Origin of the sequence: Sulfitobacter sp. UBA1132 (assembly GCF_002311545.1) — a bacterium.
Lineage (GTDB): Bacteria > Pseudomonadota > Alphaproteobacteria > Rhodobacterales > Rhodobacteraceae > Sulfitobacter > Sulfitobacter pontiacus.
This window is the reverse complement of sequence record NZ_DCAN01000017.1, coordinates 34638-55332: the sequence shown is the minus strand read 5'-3', so window position 1 is coordinate 55332 and position 20695 is coordinate 34638. Positions and strand designations below refer to the sequence as shown.

Annotated in this window: 20 protein-coding genes and 1 tRNA gene; 8 read left to right on the top strand and 13 right to left on the bottom strand. The window is 59.4% G+C overall.

The genetic code is table 11. The features are described from left to right. Positions 1 to 109: 109 nt before the first annotated feature. Positions 110 to 1453 (bottom strand): sensor histidine kinase, encoded by a 1344-nt coding sequence (locus tag B4F27_RS12945; RefSeq protein WP_286759864.1) that lies wholly within the window; start codon positions 1451 to 1453, stop codon positions 110 to 112. Beyond that, positions 1450 to 2121, bottom strand: a complete 672-nt coding sequence (locus B4F27_RS12940; protein WP_005849717.1) for a response regulator transcription factor — start codon at positions 2119 to 2121, stop codon at positions 1450 to 1452. Before B4F27_RS12940 ends, B4F27_RS12945 begins: the two co-directional genes overlap by 4 nt. 157 nt (positions 2122 to 2278) lie before the next feature. On the opposite strand from B4F27_RS12940, the gene B4F27_RS12935 reads away from it, so the two are divergent. After that, the gene (locus tag B4F27_RS12935) at positions 2279 to 3397 is read left to right on the top strand and encodes a Do family serine endopeptidase (protein WP_286759863.1); all 1119 of its coding nucleotides are present in this window, start codon (positions 2279 to 2281) and stop codon (positions 3395 to 3397) included. A gap of 152 nt (positions 3398 to 3549) precedes the next feature. On the opposite strand, the gene B4F27_RS12930 is transcribed toward B4F27_RS12935, so the two are convergent. The 7 genes from B4F27_RS12930 to B4F27_RS12900 form a co-directional block, all read right to left on the bottom strand. After that, entirely contained in the window at positions 3550 to 4695 is a 1146-nt protein-coding gene (locus B4F27_RS12930) for an iron-containing alcohol dehydrogenase (protein WP_074634756.1), read from the bottom strand. A gap of 5 nt (positions 4696 to 4700) precedes the next feature. Next, a complete protein-coding gene (locus tag B4F27_RS12925) occupies positions 4701 to 6077 on the bottom strand; it encodes an aldehyde dehydrogenase family protein (RefSeq protein ID WP_286759862.1) in 1377 nt (458 codons plus the stop codon). Between the two features lie 3 nt (positions 6078 to 6080). Next, positions 6081 to 7442: a glutamine synthetase family protein gene (locus B4F27_RS12920; protein WP_005849725.1), complete on the bottom strand. Its 1362-nt coding sequence runs from the start codon at positions 7440 to 7442 to the stop codon at positions 6081 to 6083. A gap of 73 nt (positions 7443 to 7515) precedes the next feature. Further along, positions 7516 to 8553, bottom strand: coding sequence for a TRAP transporter substrate-binding protein (locus B4F27_RS12915; protein WP_286759861.1), 1038 nt, complete (start codon positions 8551 to 8553; stop codon positions 7516 to 7518). 67 nt (positions 8554 to 8620) lie between these two features. Next, complete coding sequence (locus B4F27_RS12910) at positions 8621 to 9946, bottom strand: TRAP transporter large permease (protein ID WP_286759860.1); 1326 nt, start codon at positions 9944 to 9946, stop codon at positions 8621 to 8623. Beyond that, positions 9936 to 10457 carry a TRAP transporter small permease subunit gene (locus B4F27_RS12905; protein WP_005849730.1) on the bottom strand — a complete coding sequence of 174 codons (522 nt, stop codon included), beginning with the start codon at positions 10455 to 10457 and terminating at the stop codon, positions 9936 to 9938. Before B4F27_RS12905 ends, B4F27_RS12910 begins: the two co-directional genes overlap by 11 nt. Further along, complete coding sequence (locus tag B4F27_RS12900; RefSeq protein ID WP_005849732.1) at positions 10454 to 11221, bottom strand: N-formylglutamate amidohydrolase; 768 nt, start codon at positions 11219 to 11221, stop codon at positions 10454 to 10456. Before B4F27_RS12900 ends, B4F27_RS12905 begins: the two co-directional genes overlap by 4 nt. A 114-nt stretch (positions 11222 to 11335) precedes the next feature. Here B4F27_RS12900 and B4F27_RS12895 point away from each other — a divergent pair, with 114 nt between their 5' ends. From B4F27_RS12895 to B4F27_RS12885, 3 genes are all read left to right on the top strand, one after another. Beyond that, on the top strand, positions 11336 to 12196 hold the full coding sequence (locus tag B4F27_RS12895; RefSeq protein WP_009825273.1) for a MurR/RpiR family transcriptional regulator: 861 nt from the start codon (positions 11336 to 11338) through the stop codon (positions 12194 to 12196). 128 nt (positions 12197 to 12324) lie between these two features. Further along, a complete protein-coding gene (gene nspC, locus B4F27_RS12890) occupies positions 12325 to 13419 on the top strand; it encodes a carboxynorspermidine decarboxylase (RefSeq protein WP_074634760.1) in 1095 nt (364 codons plus the stop codon). A 30-nt stretch (positions 13420 to 13449) separates the two neighbouring features. Beyond that, positions 13450 to 14697, top strand: a complete 1248-nt coding sequence (locus tag B4F27_RS12885; protein WP_286759859.1) for a saccharopine dehydrogenase family protein — start codon at positions 13450 to 13452, stop codon at positions 14695 to 14697. A gap of 208 nt (positions 14698 to 14905) precedes the next feature. Here B4F27_RS12885 and B4F27_RS12880 read toward each other — a convergent pair. The 4 genes from B4F27_RS12880 to B4F27_RS12865 all read right to left on the bottom strand — a co-directional run bounded on the left by B4F27_RS12880 (position 14906) and on the right by B4F27_RS12865 (position 18606). Then, positions 14906 to 14982 (bottom strand) — tRNA-Arg (locus B4F27_RS12880). 77 nt (positions 14983 to 15059) lie between these two features. Then, positions 15060 to 16445: a sensor histidine kinase gene (locus tag B4F27_RS12875; RefSeq protein WP_074634762.1), complete on the bottom strand. Its 1386-nt coding sequence runs from the start codon at positions 16443 to 16445 to the stop codon at positions 15060 to 15062. A gap of 11 nt (positions 16446 to 16456) precedes the next feature. Continuing rightward, complete coding sequence (locus B4F27_RS12870) at positions 16457 to 17875, bottom strand: dihydrolipoyl dehydrogenase family protein (protein ID WP_286759858.1); 1419 nt, start codon at positions 17873 to 17875, stop codon at positions 16457 to 16459. Next, positions 17872 to 18606, bottom strand: coding sequence for a TVP38/TMEM64 family protein (locus tag B4F27_RS12865; protein ID WP_286759857.1), 735 nt, complete (start codon positions 18604 to 18606; stop codon positions 17872 to 17874). The genes B4F27_RS12870 and B4F27_RS12865 overlap by 4 nt, the downstream gene beginning before the upstream one ends. A gap of 298 nt (positions 18607 to 18904) precedes the next feature. On the opposite strand from B4F27_RS12865, the gene rpmH reads away from it, so the two are divergent. From rpmH to ttcA, 4 genes are all read left to right on the top strand, one after another. Then, on the top strand, positions 18905 to 19039 hold the full coding sequence (gene rpmH / locus B4F27_RS12860; protein ID WP_005849748.1) for a 50S ribosomal protein L34: 135 nt from the start codon (positions 18905 to 18907) through the stop codon (positions 19037 to 19039). A 46-nt stretch (positions 19040 to 19085) separates the two neighbouring features. Beyond that, positions 19086 to 19496, top strand: coding sequence for a ribonuclease P protein component (rnpA, locus tag B4F27_RS12855; protein WP_286759856.1), 411 nt, complete (start codon positions 19086 to 19088; stop codon positions 19494 to 19496). Continuing rightward, entirely contained in the window at positions 19493 to 19714 is a 222-nt protein-coding gene (gene yidD, locus B4F27_RS12850; RefSeq protein ID WP_074634766.1) for a membrane protein insertion efficiency factor YidD, read from the top strand. Before rnpA ends, yidD begins: the two co-directional genes overlap by 4 nt. A gap of 95 nt (positions 19715 to 19809) precedes the next feature. Then, a complete protein-coding gene (gene ttcA / locus B4F27_RS12845; protein ID WP_168592998.1) occupies positions 19810 to 20637 on the top strand; it encodes a tRNA 2-thiocytidine(32) synthetase TtcA in 828 nt (275 codons plus the stop codon). The last annotated feature ends 58 nt before the right edge of the window (positions 20638 to 20695 follow it).

Sequence of the window (20695 nt, the reverse complement as noted above, 5' to 3'; positions counted from 1 at the left end):
CGTACCTCGTAGTGAATGGCCAAAAACAACGGGTTTCGGCCCTTACACCCTAGATAGCGCTGCACCCCTCATAAGTCACATGCTCAAATCGCCGCAGAAGACGGGCGTGCTATAGGGTGATCCGCACAAGAAGCCCCGGCGCATTGTCCAGCAGCGCGATCTGCCCGCCGTGCAGTTTTACCACCCCCTCCACAAGGCTGAGCCCCAGCCCGTTGCCCGGCGTGTGGCGGCTGGCATCCAATCGGTACAAGCGGCGCAGCACTTTGTCGCGCGCGTCTTCGGGGATGCCGGGGCCATTGTCGGCCACCTCGATCACAGGCCGCCCCTGCGCACGGGAAAGCGTCAGGGTGATCTCGCTTCCCTCGGGCGTGTGGCGCATGGCGTTTTCCAGCAGGTTCGACATCATCTGTCCCAACAGGTTTTTATCGCCCGAGACGGTGATTTGCGCGTCGGGCACGACGCTGTGCAACCGCTGCTGCTTGGCCGCGGCGGCGGGCTCGTACACTTCGCTGAGGGTCTCGCAAAGCTGGTTCAGATCGACAGACGCGAAATGCGTCTTGGGCGACCCTGCCTCGACCGAAGCGATCTGTAGCAGCGATTGAAAGACCGAAGCGATGCCCGCGACCTCCTCCTGCGCCTTGGCCAGCAAGATGCCTTCGTCGGTGTCTTCGGGCAGGCTGCGCGCCAGATCGTCCAGATGCACCGCGACGCGCTGGATCGGCGTTTTAAGGTCATGGGCAATGTCCGACGATACCTGCCGCAGCATCTGGGTCTGCGCCTCTTGTGCGCCTGCCATCTGGTTCACCTTGCTGCCGATACGCTGCAGATCATCCGCCCATCCCGGCGACACGGTCACCCGCGCGGCAAGATCGCCGGTCGTCAGGTCATCCAGCGTGCGCCCGATGACATCCACATGCCGCTTGCTGCGCCGCGCCAGATAAAGCCCGCCCGACAAGGCGACCAGCACCGTGGGCAGCAGGCTGATCAGCAGGATATTGAGAAACACCGTGCGCAGACCTTCGATCTGTGCACGGCTACGGGCGACGGTCAGCTGCCCGCCATACAGCGGCGTTGTCAGCGACAGGTAGACCCCGTCATATTCGGCCCGCCCCTCGGCCAACGACACGATATGATAGCCTTCGTCATCCCGCGCGATGGCCCCGTTGCCATAGATGCGCCCCGACGGGGTTATATAGCTAAGCACAACGCGGCTGGGATCGGCGTCGCGCGATTCAGCGTCCACTAGCAGGGCCACGGCGCGGGCATTGGGGGCCGCGCGAAATCCCGCGATATCCTGTTCAAGATCCGCACGGATCGCGGTTTCAAATGAATTCTGCGTCACCGCATAGCTGGCCGCCAACCCCATCAGACTGACGGTCGAGAACAGCAAGACCAGCAGCAGCGCCAACCGCACCGGCATGGACCGCCAAAGCTGCGCCAGACGCGCAATCATCCGTCGATCCGGTAGCCGGCACCGCGCACGGTCTGGATCAGCTCGCGGTCAAAGGGTTTGTCCACCTTGGCCCGCAAACGGCTGATGTGGGTTTCGACAACGTTGGTCATCGGGTCAAAGCTGATGTCCCAGACTGCTTCCAGCAACATGGTCCGGGTCTGCACCCTGCCCTTGCGACGCAGCAGATGTTCAAGCAGCGCGAATTCACGAGGCAGCAGGTCGATCTCCTGTCCGGCGCGGGTCACCTTGCGGGTGATCAGTTGCATTTCAAGATCGCCTGCACGCAGCACGGTTTCCTGCTCCATCGCTTGGGGGCGCCGTGCGAGAGCGGTGACACGCGCCGAAAGCTCGCCAAAGGCGAAGGGTTTGACAAGATAGTCGTCGCCGCCTGCGTTCAATCCGCTGATACGGTCATCGACGCTGCCCATGGCGGTCAGAAACAGCACCGGCGTCAGGTTACCCGCGCCACGCAAGGTCTTGACCAGGGTCAGCCCGTCGATCTCTGGCAGCATCCGGTCGACGATCAGCACGTCGTAAGCACCCGAGGTCGCCTGTATCAGCCCCTCGCGCCCTTCGGCGACAAGATCAACGGTATGCCCTTCTTCGCGCAACCCCCGCGCAATATAGGTTCCGGTGGTGGCATCATCTTCGACGACAAGCAGTTTCATATACAATGGTCCATTGAGGCTTTGATCCTTCGATACCTGATATAGGGCGTGCTGCCACCTGCGAGAGACAAGTTTACACATTTGTATAGCCCGCAAAAACCCGCTGTTAGAATGGGCTGCCATTTGGGTGTCATCCCTGAAGACGAAGGAACCACGCATGACATCTCTTTTCTCCTCCCCCCGCCGCGCCGCACCTTTTGTGCTCGCAGCGGCCCTCGCCTCTACCTCGGCCATGACGCTTGCCCCGACGGCGGCTCTGGCGGTCCCCGCTGGCGGCTATGCCGATCTGGTAGAACAAATCTCACCCGCTGTTGTATTCATCGAGGTGACCGGCACGGCAAAGCAGGCCAGCGCGCAGGTGCAACTCCCCGAAGGCATGCCAGAGGAACTGCGCAAACGTTTTGAACAACTGATGCCACAAGGACCGACTGGCGCACAGCCGATGCGCGGGCTTGGGTCGGGCTTCATCGTGTCCAAGGACGGATCGATCGTGACGAACAACCACGTTGTCGCCGGTGCTGACACGGTCAAGGTCAAGCTGGCCGATGGCCGCAGCTTTGACGCCAAGGTGGTCGGCAGCGATGTGCTGACAGATATTGCCGTGCTCAAGGTTGAAGCGGATGTGGACCTTCCAGCGGTGAAATTCGGGTCTTCCGATGACATGCGCGTCGGCGACGAGGTGGTCGCCATGGGCAACCCCTTTGGTCTGGGTGGCACGGTCACCACTGGCATCATCTCGGCCAAGTCGCGCAATATCAACGCGGGCCCCTATGATGACTTTATCCAGACCGATGCGGCGATCAACCGTGGCAACTCGGGTGGGCCGCTGTTCAACAACGCCGGCGAAGTGATTGGCGTGAACACCGCGATCCTGTCACCTGATGGCGGATCCGTGGGCATCGGCTTTTCTGTGCCGTCCGATCTGGTGCAAACCATCGTGGCCGACCTGTCCGACGACGGCGAGATCACCCGCGGCTGGCTTGGCGTACAAATCCGCCCGATGACGGCAGAGGTCGCGCAAGTGCTGGGGCTGGACGCGCCGAAAGGGGCGGTGATCGAAGCCATCGGCGATGACAGCCCCGCCAAGAAAGCGGGTCTTGAGAAAGGCGATATCATCCTGTCGTTCAACGACACAGAGATCAAGGAACTGCGCGATCTGACCCGCGCTGTGGCCGAAACCGACCCGGAAGCGAAAGCCGAGGTCATGGTCCTGCACAAGGGCAAAGAGGTCACGCGGACGGTCACCATCGGCACATTGGCCGATCAAAAAGCGTAAGCGTCTTCCAGCGGGCTTACCTCGTTCCCTGCTGGATTTGCCCGACCGCGTTCCCCAACGCGGCGGGCCCCACCGCCCGTCCCCCCGGTGCGGCAGACCACCTCCGACGCAGACCGTCGGGGGTGGTTTTCGTTTGGGTCCTCTGCAGAGGCTTAGATTGTCGCCTCGAACAGCTTGCGCAGGTTTTCCGTGGTCAATGTCACAGGGTTGCCACCGCAAGACGGGTCTTCAAGCGCCATCGCGACCAGATCGTCGATCCGGTCAGCGCTCACGCCCATTTCCGACAGTTTGCGCGGGATACCGAAGCTATCGTTGAACTCCTGCACGAAGGCGCGGAAGCCGTCATAGCCGCCGTCGATCCCCAGATACCCTGCCGCGCGGTCAAAGCGTTCGCGGATTTCAGGCTCGTTCAGGTCCAGCACCGCGGGCATGCAGACCGCATTGGTGGTCCCGTGGTGCGTGTTGAACACCGCGCCGATCGGGTGGCTCATGGCGTGGATCGCGCCCAGACCCTTCTGGAACGCCGTCGCCCCCATCGCCGCCGCCGACATCAGCTGCGCGCGCGCTTCAATGTCGTTGCCGTCTGCATAGGCCCGCGGCAGATAGTCGATGACCAGCCGCATGCCCTCCAGCGCGATACCCTGCGACATGGGGTGGTAATGCGGGCTGCTAAACGCCTCGACGCAATGGGCAAAGGCATCAAGGCCGGTGCCTGCCGTGATATGTTTGGGCATCCCCACCGTCAGCTCGGGATCGCAGATCACGATGCTGGGCAGCACTTTGGGGTGGAAAATGATCTTTTTCACATGGGTTTCAGAGTTGGTCAGCACCGACGCGCGCCCCACTTCGGACCCGGTGCCTGCCGTGGTGGGCACGGCGATGATCGGCGCGATGGCGTCGGAATCGGCGCGGGTCCACCAATCGCCCACATCCTCGTAATCCCACACAGGCCGCGACTGTCCCGCCATGAAGGCGACCATCTTGCCCAGATCAAGGCCGGAACCACCGCCAAAGGCGATCACACCGTCATGCCCGCCCTCGCGGTAGACCTTCAGCCCCGCCTCGAGGTTCAGCTCGGTCGGGTTTGCGTCCACTTCCGAGAACATCGCACGGCCAAAGCCTGCGCCGTCCAGCAGGTCCAGCGTGCGCGTCGTGATCTCCATCGAGGCAAGGCCCTTGTCCGTCACCAGCAAGGGGTTTTTCATCCCCGTGGCCACGCAGGCCTCTCCGATTTCAGAAATACGGCCCGCACCAAATCGGATGGCGGTGGGGTAGGACCAGTTGTTTTGCAATGCCATAAGGATCAAGCCTTTTTCAGGTGGTAAGATTTGGGACGCGTGAGCGCCTGATAGCCAAGCTCGGACAGGCCCGCGCCCTGCCCTGTGTCCTTGCAACCGGTCCAGCAAAGGGCTGGATCAAGGTAATCGCAGCGGTTCATGAACACGGTGCCGGTTTCCAGCTGCGCACCGATCGCATCGGCAGCATCGGCATCCTTGGTAAAGATCGCGGCGGTCAGCCCGAACTGGCAGTCGTTCATCAGCGCAATCGCTTCGGCGTCGTCCTTGACGGGCATGATGCCCACGACAGGCCCAAAGCTCTCGTCGCGCATTACCCGCATGTCGTGGGTGACGTTGGTCAGAATCTGCGGCGTGAGATACGCGCCGCCGTCATCCGCCTCAAAGGTATCGATCAGCGCAGTCGCGCCGGCGGCGACGGCCTCGGATATCTGGGCGCGAACCTCGGCGGCGAAACGGACGTTTGCCATGGGGCCGATATCGGTATCCGCCTCAAGCGGGTTGCCAAGCTTGAGCGCATTGACCCAAGCCACAGCCTTTTCGACAAAGGCATCATACAGGCTTTCGTGCACATAAATCCGTTCGATCCCGCAGCAGCACTGCCCCGCGTTGAACATCGCCCCATCCATCAGCCCGTCAACGGCGGCGTCAACATCCGCGTCGGCGCGCACATAGCCGGGGTCTTTACCCCCCAGTTCGGTCGCGACGGGGGTGAAGGTGCCTGCGGCTGCAATCTCCATCGCCTTGCCGCCCCCGACCGAGCCGGTGAAGTTCACGAAACCGAACTGCCGTTCGGCGATCAGCGCCGAGGTGGTGTCGTGATCAAGAAAGACGTTCTGGAACACATCATCGGGGATGCCGGCGGCGTGGAAAGCTTCGGCCAGACGTTCACCCACTTGCAGGGTTTGGGTGGCGTGTTTCAGCACCACGGTATTCCCCGCGATCAGCGCTGGCGCGACCGTGTTGATCGCCGTCATATAGGGATAGTTCCACGGGGCCACGACCAGCACAACGCCGCGCGCCTCGCGGGTGATCTTGCGGGTGGCCTTGTCGCTGTCTTCGACAATCGTCGGGGCCAGCGCCTTTTCGGCGATGTCGGCCATATAGTTGCCGCGCTCGGCAAAGCCGCCGAACTCGCCGCCATAGCGCACGGGACGGCCCATCTGATGCGCCAGTTCCTGCGCCATACGATCGGTGGTTTTGCCCACCTCGGCAATGGCATCGCGCACCAGTTGGACACGTTCGGCCAAGGGGCGCGCGGCCCATGCGCCTTGTGCTGCCTTGGCGCGGGCGCAGACATCGCGTGCCGCATCCAGCGACAGGACAGGGCGTTCAAGGTAAACCGATCCGTCAATCGGTGAGATACATTTCAAAGTGTTTGTCATGGCTTATGCTCGCTCAAATCCGCGGTTGATTTCCCAGTCGGTCACGACCTTGTCGTATTCCTCCTGCTCCCATTCGGCTGCGCGGGTGTAGTGGTCAACCACGTCGTCGCCAAGGGCCTCGCGCAGCATGGCAGAGTTGCGCAGCGTTTGGGTCGCGGCACGCAGGGTGCGGGGGATTTCGGTGACGTTGGCGTCTTCGTAGACATCGCCCATCGTCGGCTCTTGCAGGGGCAGCTTTTCTTCGATCCCCTTCAGCCCTGCCGCAAGCAGCACAGCCTGCGCCAGATAGGGGTTCAGGTCAGACCCGCCGATGCGGCATTCAACGCGAATCCCCTTGGTGCCATCGCCACACAGCCGGAAGCCCGCGGTGCGGTTATCGACAGACCAGACGGTTTTCGTAGGCGCAAAAGTGCCTTTGGCAAAGCGCTTGTAGCTGTTAATATAGGGCGCGAAGAAATACGTAATATCAGGGGCATAGGCGATCAGACCGGCCATGAAATGCTGCATCATCTGCGACATGCCCAGCTTGGCGTCCTTGTCATAGAATGCAGGCGTGCCGTCTTTCCACAGCGACATATGCACGTGGCTGGACGACCCCACCTTATCCGCCGACCACTTGGGCAGGAAGGAGGCCGAGAATCCCTGCTGATAGGCGATCTCTTTCACCGCTTGTTTCGAAATCGTGTGGTGATCGGCACAGGCCAGCGCGTCGGCATAGCGGATGTTAAGCTCTTGCTGGCCGACCTCGGCCTCGCCCTTGGTGCATTCTACCGGAATCCCCGCCCCCACAAGATGGTTGCGCAGTGGCTGAAGGAAGCTTTCCTCTTTCGTGGTCTGGAACAGGCAGTAGTCTTCGTTGTGGCCGTTCAGGGGCACGAGGTTGGCGTATTTCTCTTTCTGCAAGGTGCGGTAGTCGCCCTCGAACAGAAAGAACTCAAGCTCGGTTGCCATCATCGCGTCAAAACCAAGCGCATCCAGACGGGCGATCTGCTTTTTCAGCATGGCGCGCGGCGAATGGGAGACAGGTTCGTGGGTGTGGTGATCGAGCACGTCGCCAAGCACGAGCACGGTTTTGTCCAGCCACGGCACATGGCGCATGGTCGAGAGATCAGGCCGCAGCACATAGTCGCCATAGCCGGTTTCCCAGCTGGTGGAGGCAAAGCCCTCGGGCGTGGACATTACCAGATCGGTTGCCAGCAGATAGTTGCAGCAATGCGTCTCCGCGTGGGAATGATCGATGAAATTCGTGACGTGAAAACGCTTGCCCATCAGGCGGCCCTGCATGTCCACCAGTGCCACCAGCACCGTGTCCACCTCGCCTTTGGCGGCCAGGTCCTTGAGCGTGTCGAAAGTAAGGTTGCCCATCTGCAAACGTCCCTTTTGATGTGAGGGGGCGGCACAGATGCGCCGCCCCGATGGTCATGATGTCAAAGCCGGATCAGCCGAAAGTATAGGGCGGGCCCGCTTTCGAGATGACGTTGTTATAGTCGCGGAAAATCTGCACGATCTTGGCGGCGGTTTCGCCTTCTTCCGCCATCTCGTCCCAGAATTTCACCGCCGCTTCCTCGACCACTTTCCATTCATCCTGCGGTACGGATGTCAGCTCCAGCTTCTCGCCCGATGCACGCAGGCGCGCCTCGCCGCCCCAGTACCATTGGTTGCGGTAGGTGTGGCTCGCCTCGATCGCGGAGTTCACGATCTGCTTGAGGTGATCCGGCAGCTCTGCCCATTTCTCGGCGTTGACAAAGAACGACCCGATCCATGCGCCCGAGATGTTGTTGGTGCAGAAGTAGTTGGTCACATCGGCCCAGCCGACGGTGTAGTCTTCGGTGATGCCCGACCACGCCATACCGTCCAGCTCGCCCGTCTGCACCGCGACTTCAGCGTCCTCGTAAGGGATGTTGACCGGCACGACGCCGAATTGCGACAGGAAGCGGCCCGCCGTCGGGAAGGTATACAGCTTCAGCCCGTCCATATCGGCCAGCGATTTGATCGGCTTGACGGTGTTGAAGTTACACGGGTCTTGCCCCGCCGCAGACAGCCAATGCACGCCAACCTTGGCGTATTCCTCGCGCCAGATGTCTCCCAGACCGTATTGGTTGAACAGCACCGGCACGTCGAGCGCGTGTTTCGTCGCCAACGGGAAATACCCGCCGAAGGACCGCACAGGCGTGGGCGACGCCATGGAGTCATCATCCGAGTGCACGCCGTCGATGGTGCCGCGTTGAAGTGCTTGGAAAAGCTCGCCCGTGGGGACGATCTGGTCGGCATAGAACAGCTCGATTTCCAGCTCACCTTGGGCAGCGGCGTTGATCGCGTCGATGGCGGGTTTCGTCACCTCTTCGCCCAGTGCAGACCCCGCATAGGTCTGGAAACGCCAGCGGATCGGCTCTTGGGCGTGCAGGATCGATGGTGCGGCAAGGGTTGCCGGACCGGCAACGGCGGCACCTTTCAGGAACTTACGTCTTGTTGTCATGTCTCATACTCCTTGTTGGGGTTGGGATGAAAAGGGCCAGTTGCTCTGACCGCTTGGTTGTTAATGCTTATTTTCCATAGACATAGTCCGGCAGCCAAAGCGCGATCTGCGGGAAGATCATGACCACCGCGAGCGCCAGCACCATGACCCCGACAAAGGGTATGATCGACCGGTAGATATCGCGGATCGTGATCTCTGGCGGGGCCATGGCGCGCATCAGGAACAGGTTATAGCCAAAGGGCGGCGTCATATAGGCGATCTGGCAGGTGATCGTATAAAGCACACCATACCACACCAGATCGAACCCGAGCGCACCCACCAGCGGCACGTAAAGCGGAGCCACGATGACCAGCATCGCCGTGTCGTCCAGAAACGTCCCCATGACCAGAAACGACAGCTGCATCAGGATCAGGATCACCCAAGGGTTCAGGCCCCATTGTTCGGTAAACAGGTTTTCAATCGCCTTGACCGCCCCAAGCCCGTCGAACACCGCACCAAAGGCCAGCGCGGCGAGGATGATCCACATGAACATGCACGTGATCGCAAGGGTCTGGCGCACCGAAGTCTCGAACACCGCCCGCGTCATCCGCCCCTTGAGCACCGCAGCCAGAAAGGCCGCAATCGCACCAATGGCAGAGCTTTCGACAAGCGAGGTCCAGCCGTTCACAAAGGGCACCATCATCACGGCAAAGATCACAACCGGCAGCAGGCCCGCGCGCAGCAAGCGCAGCTTTTCGGGCCAGCCCACATCACGTTCCTCGGCGGAAAGGGCGGGGCCCAGATCGGGGTTCAGGCGGCAGCGGATGGCGATATAGATGATGAACATCGTGGCCATCATCAGCCCCGGGATCGCGCCAGCCAGCCACAATTGCCCCACAGGTTGCCGCGCGATCATGGCATACAGCACCAGCACGACCGACGGCGGCACAAGGATGCCGAGGCTGGACCCCGCCTGAATGACCCCTGTCACCATCAGCTTGTCATAATTGCGTTTCAAAAGCTCGGGCAGCGCAATCGTGGCCCCAATCGCCATGCCCGCCACCGACAGGCCGTTCATAGCAGAGATCAGCACCATCAGCCCGATCGTCCCGATGGCCAGCCCGCCGCGCAAACCGCCCATCCACACGTGAAACATTTTATATAGATCGTCGGCAATTTTACTTTCCGACAGCACGTACCCCATGAAGATGAACATCGGCAGGGTCAGCAGCGGATACCAACGCATCAGCTTGATTGCGGCAGAAAACCCGATGTCATAGCCGCCCCGGTCGCCCCACAAAAATAGGGCGGCCATCACCGCGACGAAGCCGATCGCCCCGAACACACGCTGCCCCGTCAGCAACATCAGCATCATGGTCGAAAACATTAGGATGGCGATCAACTCATAGGGCATCGCGGGTCTCCTCTGCCGATTTGAGGAAAAGGATGTCCTTGAACAGTTCAGAGACAGCTTGAAGCAGCATCAGGGTGATGCCGATGCACATGGTCACTTTGACCGGCCACATATAGGGGCGCCACGCGGTCGGGCTGCGCTCCCCCCCGTATTTGAACGAATACATCGTGGATTCGATACCGCCCCATAGCAGGATCACCAGATAGATCAGCAGGAAAAAGACGGTGATACAGTCCGTCCAGGCCTTCTTGCGCGGGGTCAATTCGGCATAGAACAGGTCCATCCGCACGTTCGCGCCCATCTGCAAAGCATAAGGCCCGCCAAGGATGTAATAGCCCACCATCACGAACTGCGCCATTTCCAGCGTCCAGATCTGCGGCGAGGCGAATGTCTTGTTATAGGACGACCACAGCAGGATCCCCATGAGCACAAAAATCCCGTACATCATGATCCGGCCAAGGCCATAGTTAAAGCCGTCGACCACCCGGATATATCTGCGCATCGCGTTCATTCTGCGGCCTCGCTGTCGGGGATGGGAAAGGCTTGGGTCAGGCTTTCGGCCAGATGCCGCGCCATGTCCTGCGCTTTTTCGGGTGTATCGATCAGATCATTGCGAATCTCGATCATCACGGCGGGCAGCGCCTGCGCCTCGCCATGTTTTTCAAGCGTATAGGTCACCCCGTCCGTCGCGGCATAGGGTTCGTTCAACGCCGACGCATATCGCCCCCGCGCCTGTTCAACCGCCAGCAAGGCCTGCGCGGCGGCGGGCTGCGCGTGATAGAGAAAGCCGAGTTCAACCGCGCGGGTCGCCCCGTTATAGACAGGCGTAAAGCTGTGGATCGTGACCAGCACCGGCGCGGCTTGGGCGGGCTGCCAGCTTTCGCGAACACGGGCGACCGCATCGTGAAATGGCGTATGCACCTGATCAAAACGCTGCTGTCGTCCGGCATCGTCCAAAGCGGCATTTCCGGGGATGTCATAGATCTCGCTGCGCGCTGGAATACAGTCCGGGGCCGCAAGCGGGCGGTTGCAATCATAGACCAGACGGGAGATGTCACCGGCCACCAAAGGCGCGTCCAGAGCATCTGACAGCGCGTGCGCCACATCCAGCGCGCCGATGTCCCACGCGGCGTGCGAACAGCTTGCCGCAGGGGACAACCCCAACCCGTCCAACGCATCGGGTATCCGGCGCGAGGCGTGTTCACACACCAGCAGCCAGCCCCCCTGCCCCTGCGGGTTCACGATGTTTACGGCATTCCAGTCGGTATTGGTCACGGTGCCCCTATCGTCTTGTTGCCTCACAATCACTACAGAATTTTCTAGCCTGTCAAGATTTTTTCTGTAATCTTTGCTTCACACTGATCTGCGCTGTACCGAAAGGAACATGAGTTGCACAAAAAAGCACTGGTCCGCGATCTGCTGAAAGAAAAGCAGACCGAGCTCACGGCGGCAGAGCGTAAACTGTCGGCTGTTCTGCTGGACGACCAGTTGCTCACGGGGCTGCAATCCATCACACGGCTGGCCGAGCTGGCCGAGGTGTCATCGCCCACCATCATCCGGCTGGCGCGCAAGCTGGGGTTCGACGGTTTCTCGGATATGCAGGACGCCATCCGCGACGAAATCGGCGCACGGATGAAAAAGCCGCTGGCCAAGCTCGACACCCCCGGTGACAGCAGCGACCACGTGGTATCGCGCTTTATTCAGGCGGTATCGGGCAATGTGAACCGCACGCTTGAACGGCTTGATCTGGCTGAATTCGACGAGGTTGCGGCGCTGCTGTCCGATCCGTCGCACAGGCTCTATCTGCTGGGTGGGCGGATCACGCGGTCTAACGCGCATTACTTTTTCAACCACCTGCAGATCATCCGGCCGCAGGTCACCCTGCTCGATTCCTCCCCCAGTGCATGGCCGCAATCCTTGCTGGATATGGACGCGGGTTCGGTGCTGATCGTCTTTGACATCCGCCGCTATGAAAAAGAGCTGGAAAAGCTCGCCGATCTTGCGGTCAAGCAAGGCGCGACCATCGTGCTGTTCACCGATGCCTGGGGGTCGCCTATAGAAAAACACGCCCGCCACTGTTTCCGCGCCATGGTCGAGGTGCCGTCGAGCTGGGACTCAACGCTGGCGATTAACTTTCTGATCGAAGCGCTGGTCGCCGACGTGCAATCGCGCAGCTCCGACCAAAGTGCCGAAAGGATCGCGGCGCTGGAACAGATGATCGGCGAGTCGCGCATTTTTCGCAGCAACTAAGCACCAGCCGCATCCCCGCACGCCGCCACTGCGTCCTCCATTCGTGGCACATCAGAGTTTGCGTTGAACGGCAACATCCCCTAATCGGAACGCGCACCGCGTCTGCGTCGTTTTGTAAAGGATCTGCCATGAAGACCCCGTATTATCTGATCGACAAATCCCGCCTTCAGGCCAACATGGAAAAGATCGCCTGGCTGCGCGAGGCATCCGGCGCGAAATCCTTGCTGGCGTTGAAATGCTTTGCCACATGGTCGGTCTTTGACTTCATGGCGCAGTATATGGATGGGTCCACGTCCTCCTCGCTCTATGAGGTCAAACTGGGGTACGAGAAATTCGGCGGCGAAACCCACGCCTATTCAGTGGCCTATGACGATGACGAGATCGCCGAGGTGCTGGCCAATAGCGACAAGATCATCTTCAATTCCATCGGCCAGCTGGACCGTTTCGATGTGGCATCGGCAGGGCATACGCGCGGGCTGCGGGTGAACCCCGGTGTGTCGACATCGGAATTCGATCTGGCCGACCCCGCCCGCCCCTTCAGCCGTTTGGGGGAACATGATCCGGCGCAGATCGCCGCCGTGGCCGACCGCATCACCGGGCTGATGTTCCACAACAACTGCGAGAATGACGATTTTGACCGTTTCGCTGACATGCTGACGCTGATCGAGGACCGTTTTGGCGACACGATCCACCGGATGGACTGGATCAGCCTTGGTGGCGGCATCCATTTTACCGGCGAAGGCTACCCGCTGGACCGTCTGGCCGCGCGGTTGAAAACCCTGTCGGATACCTATGGCGTGCAGGTCTACCTCGAACCGGGCGAAGCCGCGATTACCGGTGCTGCCACGCTAGAGACGACCGTGCTCGACACGCTGCACAACGGCAAGAACCTTGCCATCGTCGACAGCTCGATCGAGGCGCATATGCTTGATCTGCTGATCTACCGCGAGCCCGCCAAAGTGGCCCCGAACACCGGCGACCACGACTGGATGATCTGCGGCAAATCCTGCCTTGCGGGCGACATCTTTGGCGAGTTCAAGTTCGACGCCCCGCTTAAACCCGGTGACCGCATTTCGTTTCAGGACGCGGCGGGCTATACTATGGTCAAGAAGAACTGGTTCAACGGCGTCAAGATGCCCGGAATCGCCATTCGTGAACTTGATGGAACGATCACATCGGTCCGGTCATTCGACTACGAGGATTTCAAATCCGCCCTCTCCTAACCCTTCCCTTACAAGAGGTGTACTGAATACATGAAACGTAACGTTCTTATCATCGGCGCCGGTGGCGTGGCTCAGGTCGTGGCGCATAAATGCGCGCAAAATAATGACGTGTTGGGCGATCTGCATATCGCCAGCCGCACCGTGTCAAAATGCGAAGCGATCATTGAAAGCGTGCATGCCAAAGGCGCGATGAAACAGGACGGCGTATTCAAGGCCCATGCGGTCGAAGGGATGGACAGCGACGCGGTAGAGGCGCTGATCAACGAGCTTGGCGTGCAGATCGTGATCAATGTCGGCTCGCCCTTCGTGAACATGACCGTGCTCGAAGCCTGCATTCGCACCGGCGTCGCCTATATCGACACGGCCATTCACGAAGACCCGACCAAAATCTGCGAAACACCCCCGTGGTACGGCAACTACGAATGGAAACGCCGCGAGGATTGCGCCAAGGCCAACACCACCGCCATTCTGGGGGCAGGCTTCGATCCCGGTATGGTTAACGCCTTCGCCCGTTTCGCCGTGGACGAATTCATGGACGACGTGAAATCCATCGACATCGTCGACATCAACGCGGGCAATCACGGCAAGTATTTCTCGACCAACTTCGACCCCGAGATCAACTTCCGCGAATTCACCGGCACGGTCTACAGTTGGCAGGAAGGCGCGTGGCAAGAGAACAAGATGTTCGAGGTCGGCCGCGAATGGGATCTGCCCGTCGTTGGCAAGCAAAAGGCCTATATGTCCGGCCATGACGAGGTGCATTCGCTCGCCGCGAACTACCCGCAGGCCGACGTGCGCTTCTGGATGGGCTTTGGTGATCACTACATCAATGTCTTCACCGTGCTGCAGAACCTTGGCCTGCTGTCTGAACAGCCCGTTGTGACCGCCGAAGGGCTCGAGGTCGTGCCGCTGAAGGTGGTCAAAGCCGTACTACCCGACCCATCGACCCTTGCGCCGAACTATACTGGTAAGACCTGCATTGGCGATCTGGTGAAAGGCACCAAGGACGGCAAGGATGTAGAGGTGTTTGTCTACAACGTCGCCGACCACAAGGACGCCTATAACGAGGTCGGCAGCCAGGGCATTTCCTATACCGCTGGCGTGCCCCCCGTGGCGATGGCGATGCTGATTGCCGATGGCTCCTACGATACCGGCACGATGGTGAACGTCGAAGAGCTGGACCCAAAGCCGCTGTTCGCCCTGCTCGACACCATCGGCCTGCCGACCCGTGTCAAACTGGCGGATCAGGACACCGGCTGGGACGAGGCCATCGCCTAAGCCTGCCGCCTGAGGCACCCACACCAACAACCCGCGCGCCCTTGCACCCGCGCGGGTTACCTTGCCCCGAGGGGCCGTACCTCCATAAAATCAAACGATTAAACACAAACAGCCCAGCGCGCGATCATGCGTGCAGGGTGATCAATTTTATTATGAAATAATGTGGACGGTTGTGCCGCCAAGTTCAAAATCTAACGATGTTTGAAAGTGGCGGACCGAGGAGGATTCGAACCCCCGACCCCCTGATTCGTAGTCAGGTACTCTATCCAGCTGAGCTATCGGTCCGTTAAGGCGGGGTTTAGTTCTGGGCGCGGGGGTTTGCAACCCCTTCTTTTGCCTAACGTGAATTTTCTTCAAACAAATTAGAAAGACCCGCCGCCCTTGGGCAATGTCACAATGAAAACCGTACCCGACGCGCTTGTCTCTGACAGTTTGAGCGTCCCACCGTGACCGCGCACCAGCTCTGCCGCGATCGCAAGGCCCAGACCGGAGCCCCCCTTGCGCGCACCGCCCTTGAACGCAGTAAACAGATGCTCCCGCGCCTTGGGGGGAAGGCCGGGGCCGTTGTCGCTGACGCGGATCACCCAGTCGCGGGCCTGTTCACTGGCAGCAACGATGATTTCGCCGGATTTACCCGTGGCGATGATCGCCTGTCGGGCGTTGCGCACAAGATTCGCCAAGACCCTGAACAAATGCTCCGGATCGGCGCGCACGTGCAAATCTTGCGGCACGTCGCAGGTGAACGTCAGATCCGCCCCGTTGATCGCCAGCCGCTCGCTATCAACGACGTCATCGACGATGCGCAACAGTGGCGTGACCGTCAGCGTCGGACTTGGCTCTTCTGCGCGGCCAAAGGCCAGCGTGGATTCGCACAGGTGCACGGCGCGGGTGATTGAGCTGACCAGCTTGGGGGCCATGCGTTTGACCGTCGGATCCTCGGACATTTCGATCCGGTCGGTAAACAGTTGTGCCGATGTCAGTATGTTACGCAGATCGTGGCTGATCTTGCTCACCGCCTGCCCCAGTTGCGCCAGACGTTCTTTCTGGCGCAGGGCTTGGGTCAGTTCGGTTTCAAGCTTCATCAAAGCTTCTTCGGCCTCGCGCACCTCTGTCACACCAGCAGAAGGTGAAATGATTCGTCGCGCATCCTCGGGGGCAAGAGCGTAGTTCTGCATATGCCCGACCACACCCTTGATCGGTTTCAGCAAAAACGCCCGCATGGTCAGAAACAGCAAAAACGCCGTGATCATCGAGATGGCGGCAGAAAGCACCAGAATGCGAATACCATAGTCGATCATGGCGGTCCGTAAGGAGCCCGCCTCCATCGTGATTTCGATCAGCAAGCCCGCATCCTGCACCGGGGCACCGATCACGCGGATCACCCCCGGCTCTGTTTCGGCCAGCTGATGAAACGCATCGCGAATCAACACCCATGCGGAGGCATCGCGCAGATCGTATGTCTCTTTGATCGTCTGCGACATCGGGGAGGACAGTGCCAACTGTCGTATACGGTCGCGCCGCAGCACCACATTAAACACCTGCGCAGTGCGCAACAGCTCTGCCTCAAGCTCGGGGTCGATCATATCGCTTGCGAGCAGGGTCAGCGACGCAATCTGCGCCCTCTCTAGCCGGTTCATCATGTATTCTTCGCGAAACCGTGCGATAGAGGGCACAAAGATCAACACTTCTGCCAGCATCACAAAGATGGTGGTCAGAATAAGAAGCCTGCCAGAGAGGGATTTGAGCATAGGCGCGCGCTTTATGGGATGAACCGCTGCACCAGTCGAACGACAGTCTTGACCAAATCGCTTTCGAACAGACGCGGGCTGAAATACGCCCCCGCCGCACGTTTGTTGATTTCGCCGATGGTAGGGTAAGGTGCAACCATAGACGCAATCTGGCTCATTTTCATGTTATTTGCCAGCGCCAAAGCCCACAGGTTGATCAACTCTCCTGCTTGGTAACCGACGATGCTTGCGCCCACGGGGCGCCCCTTGACCACCATAACCTTGATCAAACCTTTGGTTTTACGCTCCGCGATGGCGCGATCATTGTGGTTATAGTGAAAGCGCACGACCTCCAGCTTGTCACCGTGTTTCTCTTTGGCTTGCGCCTCGGTCAGGCCGACTTGCGACAGTTCTGGGTCGGTGTAGGTGGCCCAAGGGATATGCGCCGTCTTCGCCTTGGCAGGCAGCGCGAACATCAGCGACCGGATCACGACGCCGCCGTGATAGCCCGCAACATGGGTAAATTGCATCCCGCCTGCAACGTCGCCGATGGCATAGACCTTGCGGTTGGTGGTGCGCAGGGAATCGTCAACCTTGATCCCGCTCTTGATCGGTTCGATCCCCGCCTTTTCCAGGTCCAGACGATCCGTGTTTGCCTTGCGGCCGACGGCCACCAGAAGATGCGAGCCTTTGAACACGCGCCCGTCTTTTGCTTCCACCTCTATCGCGCCGACATCCCCACGGATTTCAGCGGCTTGCGCAGCTTCTGCAATCTCGATGCCTTCGTCCTTGAGCGTTTGCAAAACAATGGCGGCAAGTTCGGGGTCGTCCTTTGAAAGCGCTTTATCTCCCTCGATCACGGTAACCTTGCACCCCATGCGTATGTGGGCCTGCGCCATTTCCATCCCGATCGGCCCGCCACCGATGATCAGCAGATGCTCGGGCTTTTCGCGCAGATTGAACAAGGTCTCGTTCGTCTCGTACGGCGTTGTATCCAGACCTGTAATCGGGGGCACCAGCGGCGATGATCCCGTCGCGATGACGATGCGCCGCGCCTTGATCACCGAATCTCCGGCCTGCACTTCGTCTTCGGAGATGAAGCGCCCGTACTCCCGGATCACGTTGACCCCGAAGCCTTCGAAGCGTTCCTGACTATCGACCGGCGCGATCTGCGCAATCACGTCCGCCACATGATCTTTTGCAGCCGCGTAATCCACCTCGCCCGCCGCATTGGCCACGCCATATTCCGCGCTGTGCCGCTGCCCATAGGCCGCCTTGCCCGTAGCAATCAGCGCCTTCGACGGCACGCAGCCAAAGTTCAGGCAGTCGCCGCCCATCTTGTGCCCTTCAAGCAGCACAACATCCGCCCCCATTTGTGACGCCCCCGCCGCGACGGACAACCCGCCGGAGCCTGCGCCAATGATCAACAGGTCAGTTTTGATGCGGTTCATTTCAAAAGTTCCTTTTTGCCGGTGACAGCTTTCAACACGACGGGCAGCACCGACAAAGCGCAAAGCCCCAGAATGGGAAGCAGGATGTGAGGTTCGAATATAATGCCGAAGTCTGGCGTTTCACCCCGTGCAAAAACGGAACCCAGCCCAGCACCGATTGAGGTGAACACAAGCGACCCGGGAATGATCCCTAGAAAGGTAGAGATCAAAAAACGATAGAGAGGCACACCCAGAAAGGCAGGAATAAGGTTCGCCACAAAGAAGGGCACCACGGGCACCAATCGTATGAAGAAAAGCATCGACCACTGGTTTTCGTCAATGCCCGCTTTGACCTTCCGCACAAGCCCTTCCGACGCGTCCATGCGCGCCTTCAATGTCTCTCCGAGACCCATACGCGCGGCAAGAAAGATCACGACCGCCCCCAGTGTCGCGCCGGTGACATTTGCCAGAACGCCGAACACTGTCCCGAATAGAAAACCGCCAGTGATTGTTGCCACGCTCGCCCCTGGAAGGGAAAACCCCACAATCATGATATAAATGCCCAGAAAAACGAGGATCGTCAGCGCGTAGTGCTGGTCACGAAAAGCGATCAGCGCCTCGCGGTTGTCGCGCAGCGTCTCGAAGGTAAGGTAATCTCGCAGGGCGAAATAGCCGATCACCGCGACCGCCAAGATGGCCACAAAGGGCAAGTAGCGAAACCATGAAGGCTTTTCAGAGGCTTGTGCGGACATATTGTCGGGTCACTTTCAAAAGGGTATAAGTTGCTCCTTATTAGATGGGTCAAATATCGCCAGTCAGATAGGGTGCTCACGTGTGGTTGATGTGAAGGCGGCTTTTATGACGATGTCACGGCAATTCCCAAGAAAACTGTAACATTGCGCAGATAAGCTGGCTTAATTTGTTGCAAAGGCCGAAATAACGGCACCAAGGGTTTGACTTGCCCGTGCTGCAGCTTTAGGAGCAGGGCTTGAAATGACAGTGACGCGCCGAATCTGGTCGCGTGCTAAAGTATAAAGTGGAGTCGGAGCGATGAAACGCACCTATCAACCTTCAAACCTTGTGCGCAAACGGCGCCACGGTTTCCGCGCACGCATGGCAACCAAAGCGGGTCGCAAGATCATCAACGCGCGCCGTGCACAAGGCCGGAAGGAACTGAGCGCGTAATACGCGACCTCGGTTTCAAAAAGATATGACACCGTCGGAGGCACCTATGGATGGCAGCATCGCCACACCAGAGGAAACGCTTCCGGCGGTTTCTTTACGTGTGCAAACGCTCAAAAATCGTCCCGACTTTCAACGGGCATCCCGTGCCCCTCGGGTCGCCATGCCCGGTTTCATCCTGCAGATGCGTAAACGCGCAGCGGGCGAAGCCGATGGCATACGGGTTGGGTTCACCTGCTCTAAAAAAGTGGGCAACGCTGTCGCGCGCAATCGGGCCAAACGACGTCTACGCGAAGTCGTACGCCTGACGCTCCCTCACGAGGGACGCGACGGTATGGATTATGTCCTCGTAGGTCGCAGCGATGCCACGGCATCCCTCCCCTTTGACAAATTGCAGTCGGATTTCACTAAAGCCTTGGGGATCCTGCACGGCAAGCAACGCTCTGGTTCAAAAAAGTGACCCCTTTGGCGCGCGTTTTGGCACTGCCTGTGAAAGGGTATCGCCTCGTCTTCAGCCCCTGGGTTGGCCACAACTGCCGATACCACCCGACATGCAGCGCATATGCGCTGGAAGCACTTGCTAAACATGGCGGCATCCAGGGCGGCTGGCTCACCCTGCGGCGCATCGCTCGCTGCCACCCTTGGGGCGATAGCGGCATCGACAACGTACCTGACTAGCCCTTCTGCTTCTCTCCGTTCCCTACATCACCAATCGCCGCCATACACATGCACTGGCGCTTGATCGGCAAACTCAGTTGCACTAAGCCAAGCCCATGCTTGATCATCCCGAAGAAATTCACCCGCTCTTCAACGGTGCCCCCCAAAGCACCGAGTTTCGCAAACTGCGCAAACGTCTTGTGCGACAAACGCGCGAGGCGATTGAGCAATACGGGATGATCGAACCCGGCGGCAAATGGCTGGTTTGCATGTCCGGGGGCAAAGATAGCTACACCCTGCTGGCCATCTTGCACGAGCTCCAATGGCGCGGTCTTCTGCCCGTCGAACTGGTCGCCTGCAACCTCGATCAAGGCCAGCCCAATTTCCCCGCCACGGTCTTGCCCGCGTTTCTTGAAAAGATGGGTGTCAAACACCGCATCGAATACCAAGATACCTATTCCATCGTCATGGATAAAATACCCGCGGGTCGCACATTCTGTGCGCTGTGCAGTAGGCTTCGTCGGGGGCACCTCTATCGCATCGCGCGCGAAGAAGGATGTACCGCTGTTGTCCTAGGCCACCACCGTGATGATATCCTAGAGACGTTTTTCATGAACCTGTTTCATGGCGGGCGCTTGGCAACCATGCCGCCAAAACTCGTGAACGAAGAAGGCGATCTGTTCCTATACCGCCCCCTCGCCCATGTTGCGGAGGTCGATTGCGAAAAATTCTCTACTGCCATGAATTATCCAATCATTCCGTGTGATTTGTGCGGCTCGCAAGACGGTCTGCAACGCCAGCAGGTAAAATCGATTCTAGACGGCTGGGAGGCGAATAGCCCCGGACGCCGTCAGGTGATGTTCCGCGCGCTGATGAACGCACGCCCTTCGCATCTGTTGGATCCGAACCTGTTTGATTTTGCGGGCCTCACTCGCGACAAGTAAACCCTCGAAAAGCTGAGAGTTTTATTCAAATTCTGTAGATCAAAGGCAGAACATTAAT

What these genes read in the sequence shown, in the direction of transcription:
- B4F27_RS12945 (WP_286759864.1), bottom strand. Translation starts at nt 1,453, where the DNA reads ATGATTGCGCGTCTGGCGCAGCTTTGGCGGTCCATGCCGGTGCGGTTG.
- B4F27_RS12940 (WP_005849717.1), bottom strand. Translation starts at nt 2,121, where the DNA reads ATGAAACTGCTTGTCGTCGAAGATGATGCCACCACCGGAACCTATATT.
- B4F27_RS12935 (WP_286759863.1), top strand. Translation starts at nt 2,279, where the DNA reads ATGACATCTCTTTTCTCCTCCCCCCGCCGCGCCGCACCTTTTGTGCTC.
- B4F27_RS12930 (WP_074634756.1), bottom strand. Translation starts at nt 4,695, where the DNA reads ATGGCATTGCAAAACAACTGGTCCTACCCCACCGCCATCCGATTTGGT.
- B4F27_RS12925 (WP_286759862.1), bottom strand. Translation starts at nt 6,077, where the DNA reads ATGACAAACACTTTGAAATGTATCTCACCGATTGACGGATCGGTTTAC.
- B4F27_RS12920 (WP_005849725.1), bottom strand. Translation starts at nt 7,442, where the DNA reads ATGGGCAACCTTACTTTCGACACGCTCAAGGACCTGGCCGCCAAAGGC.
- B4F27_RS12915 (WP_286759861.1), bottom strand. Translation starts at nt 8,553, where the DNA reads ATGACAACAAGACGTAAGTTCCTGAAAGGTGCCGCCGTTGCCGGTCCG.
- B4F27_RS12910 (WP_286759860.1), bottom strand. Translation starts at nt 9,946, where the DNA reads ATGCCCTATGAGTTGATCGCCATCCTAATGTTTTCGACCATGATGCTG.
- B4F27_RS12905 (WP_005849730.1), bottom strand. Translation starts at nt 10,457, where the DNA reads ATGAACGCGATGCGCAGATATATCCGGGTGGTCGACGGCTTTAACTAT.
- nspC (WP_074634760.1), top strand. Translation starts at nt 12,325, where the DNA reads ATGAAGACCCCGTATTATCTGATCGACAAATCCCGCCTTCAGGCCAAC.
- B4F27_RS12885 (WP_286759859.1), top strand. Translation starts at nt 13,450, where the DNA reads ATGAAACGTAACGTTCTTATCATCGGCGCCGGTGGCGTGGCTCAGGTC.
- B4F27_RS12875 (WP_074634762.1), bottom strand. Translation starts at nt 16,445, where the DNA reads ATGCTCAAATCCCTCTCTGGCAGGCTTCTTATTCTGACCACCATCTTT.
- B4F27_RS12870 (WP_286759858.1), bottom strand. Translation starts at nt 17,875, where the DNA reads ATGAACCGCATCAAAACTGACCTGTTGATCATTGGCGCAGGCTCCGGC.
- B4F27_RS12865 (WP_286759857.1), bottom strand. Translation starts at nt 18,606, where the DNA reads ATGTCCGCACAAGCCTCTGAAAAGCCTTCATGGTTTCGCTACTTGCCC.
- rpmH (WP_005849748.1), top strand. Translation starts at nt 18,905, where the DNA reads ATGAAACGCACCTATCAACCTTCAAACCTTGTGCGCAAACGGCGCCAC.
- rnpA (WP_286759856.1), top strand. Translation starts at nt 19,086, where the DNA reads ATGGATGGCAGCATCGCCACACCAGAGGAAACGCTTCCGGCGGTTTCT.
- ttcA (WP_168592998.1), top strand. Translation starts at nt 19,810, where the DNA reads ATGCTTGATCATCCCGAAGAAATTCACCCGCTCTTCAACGGTGCCCCC.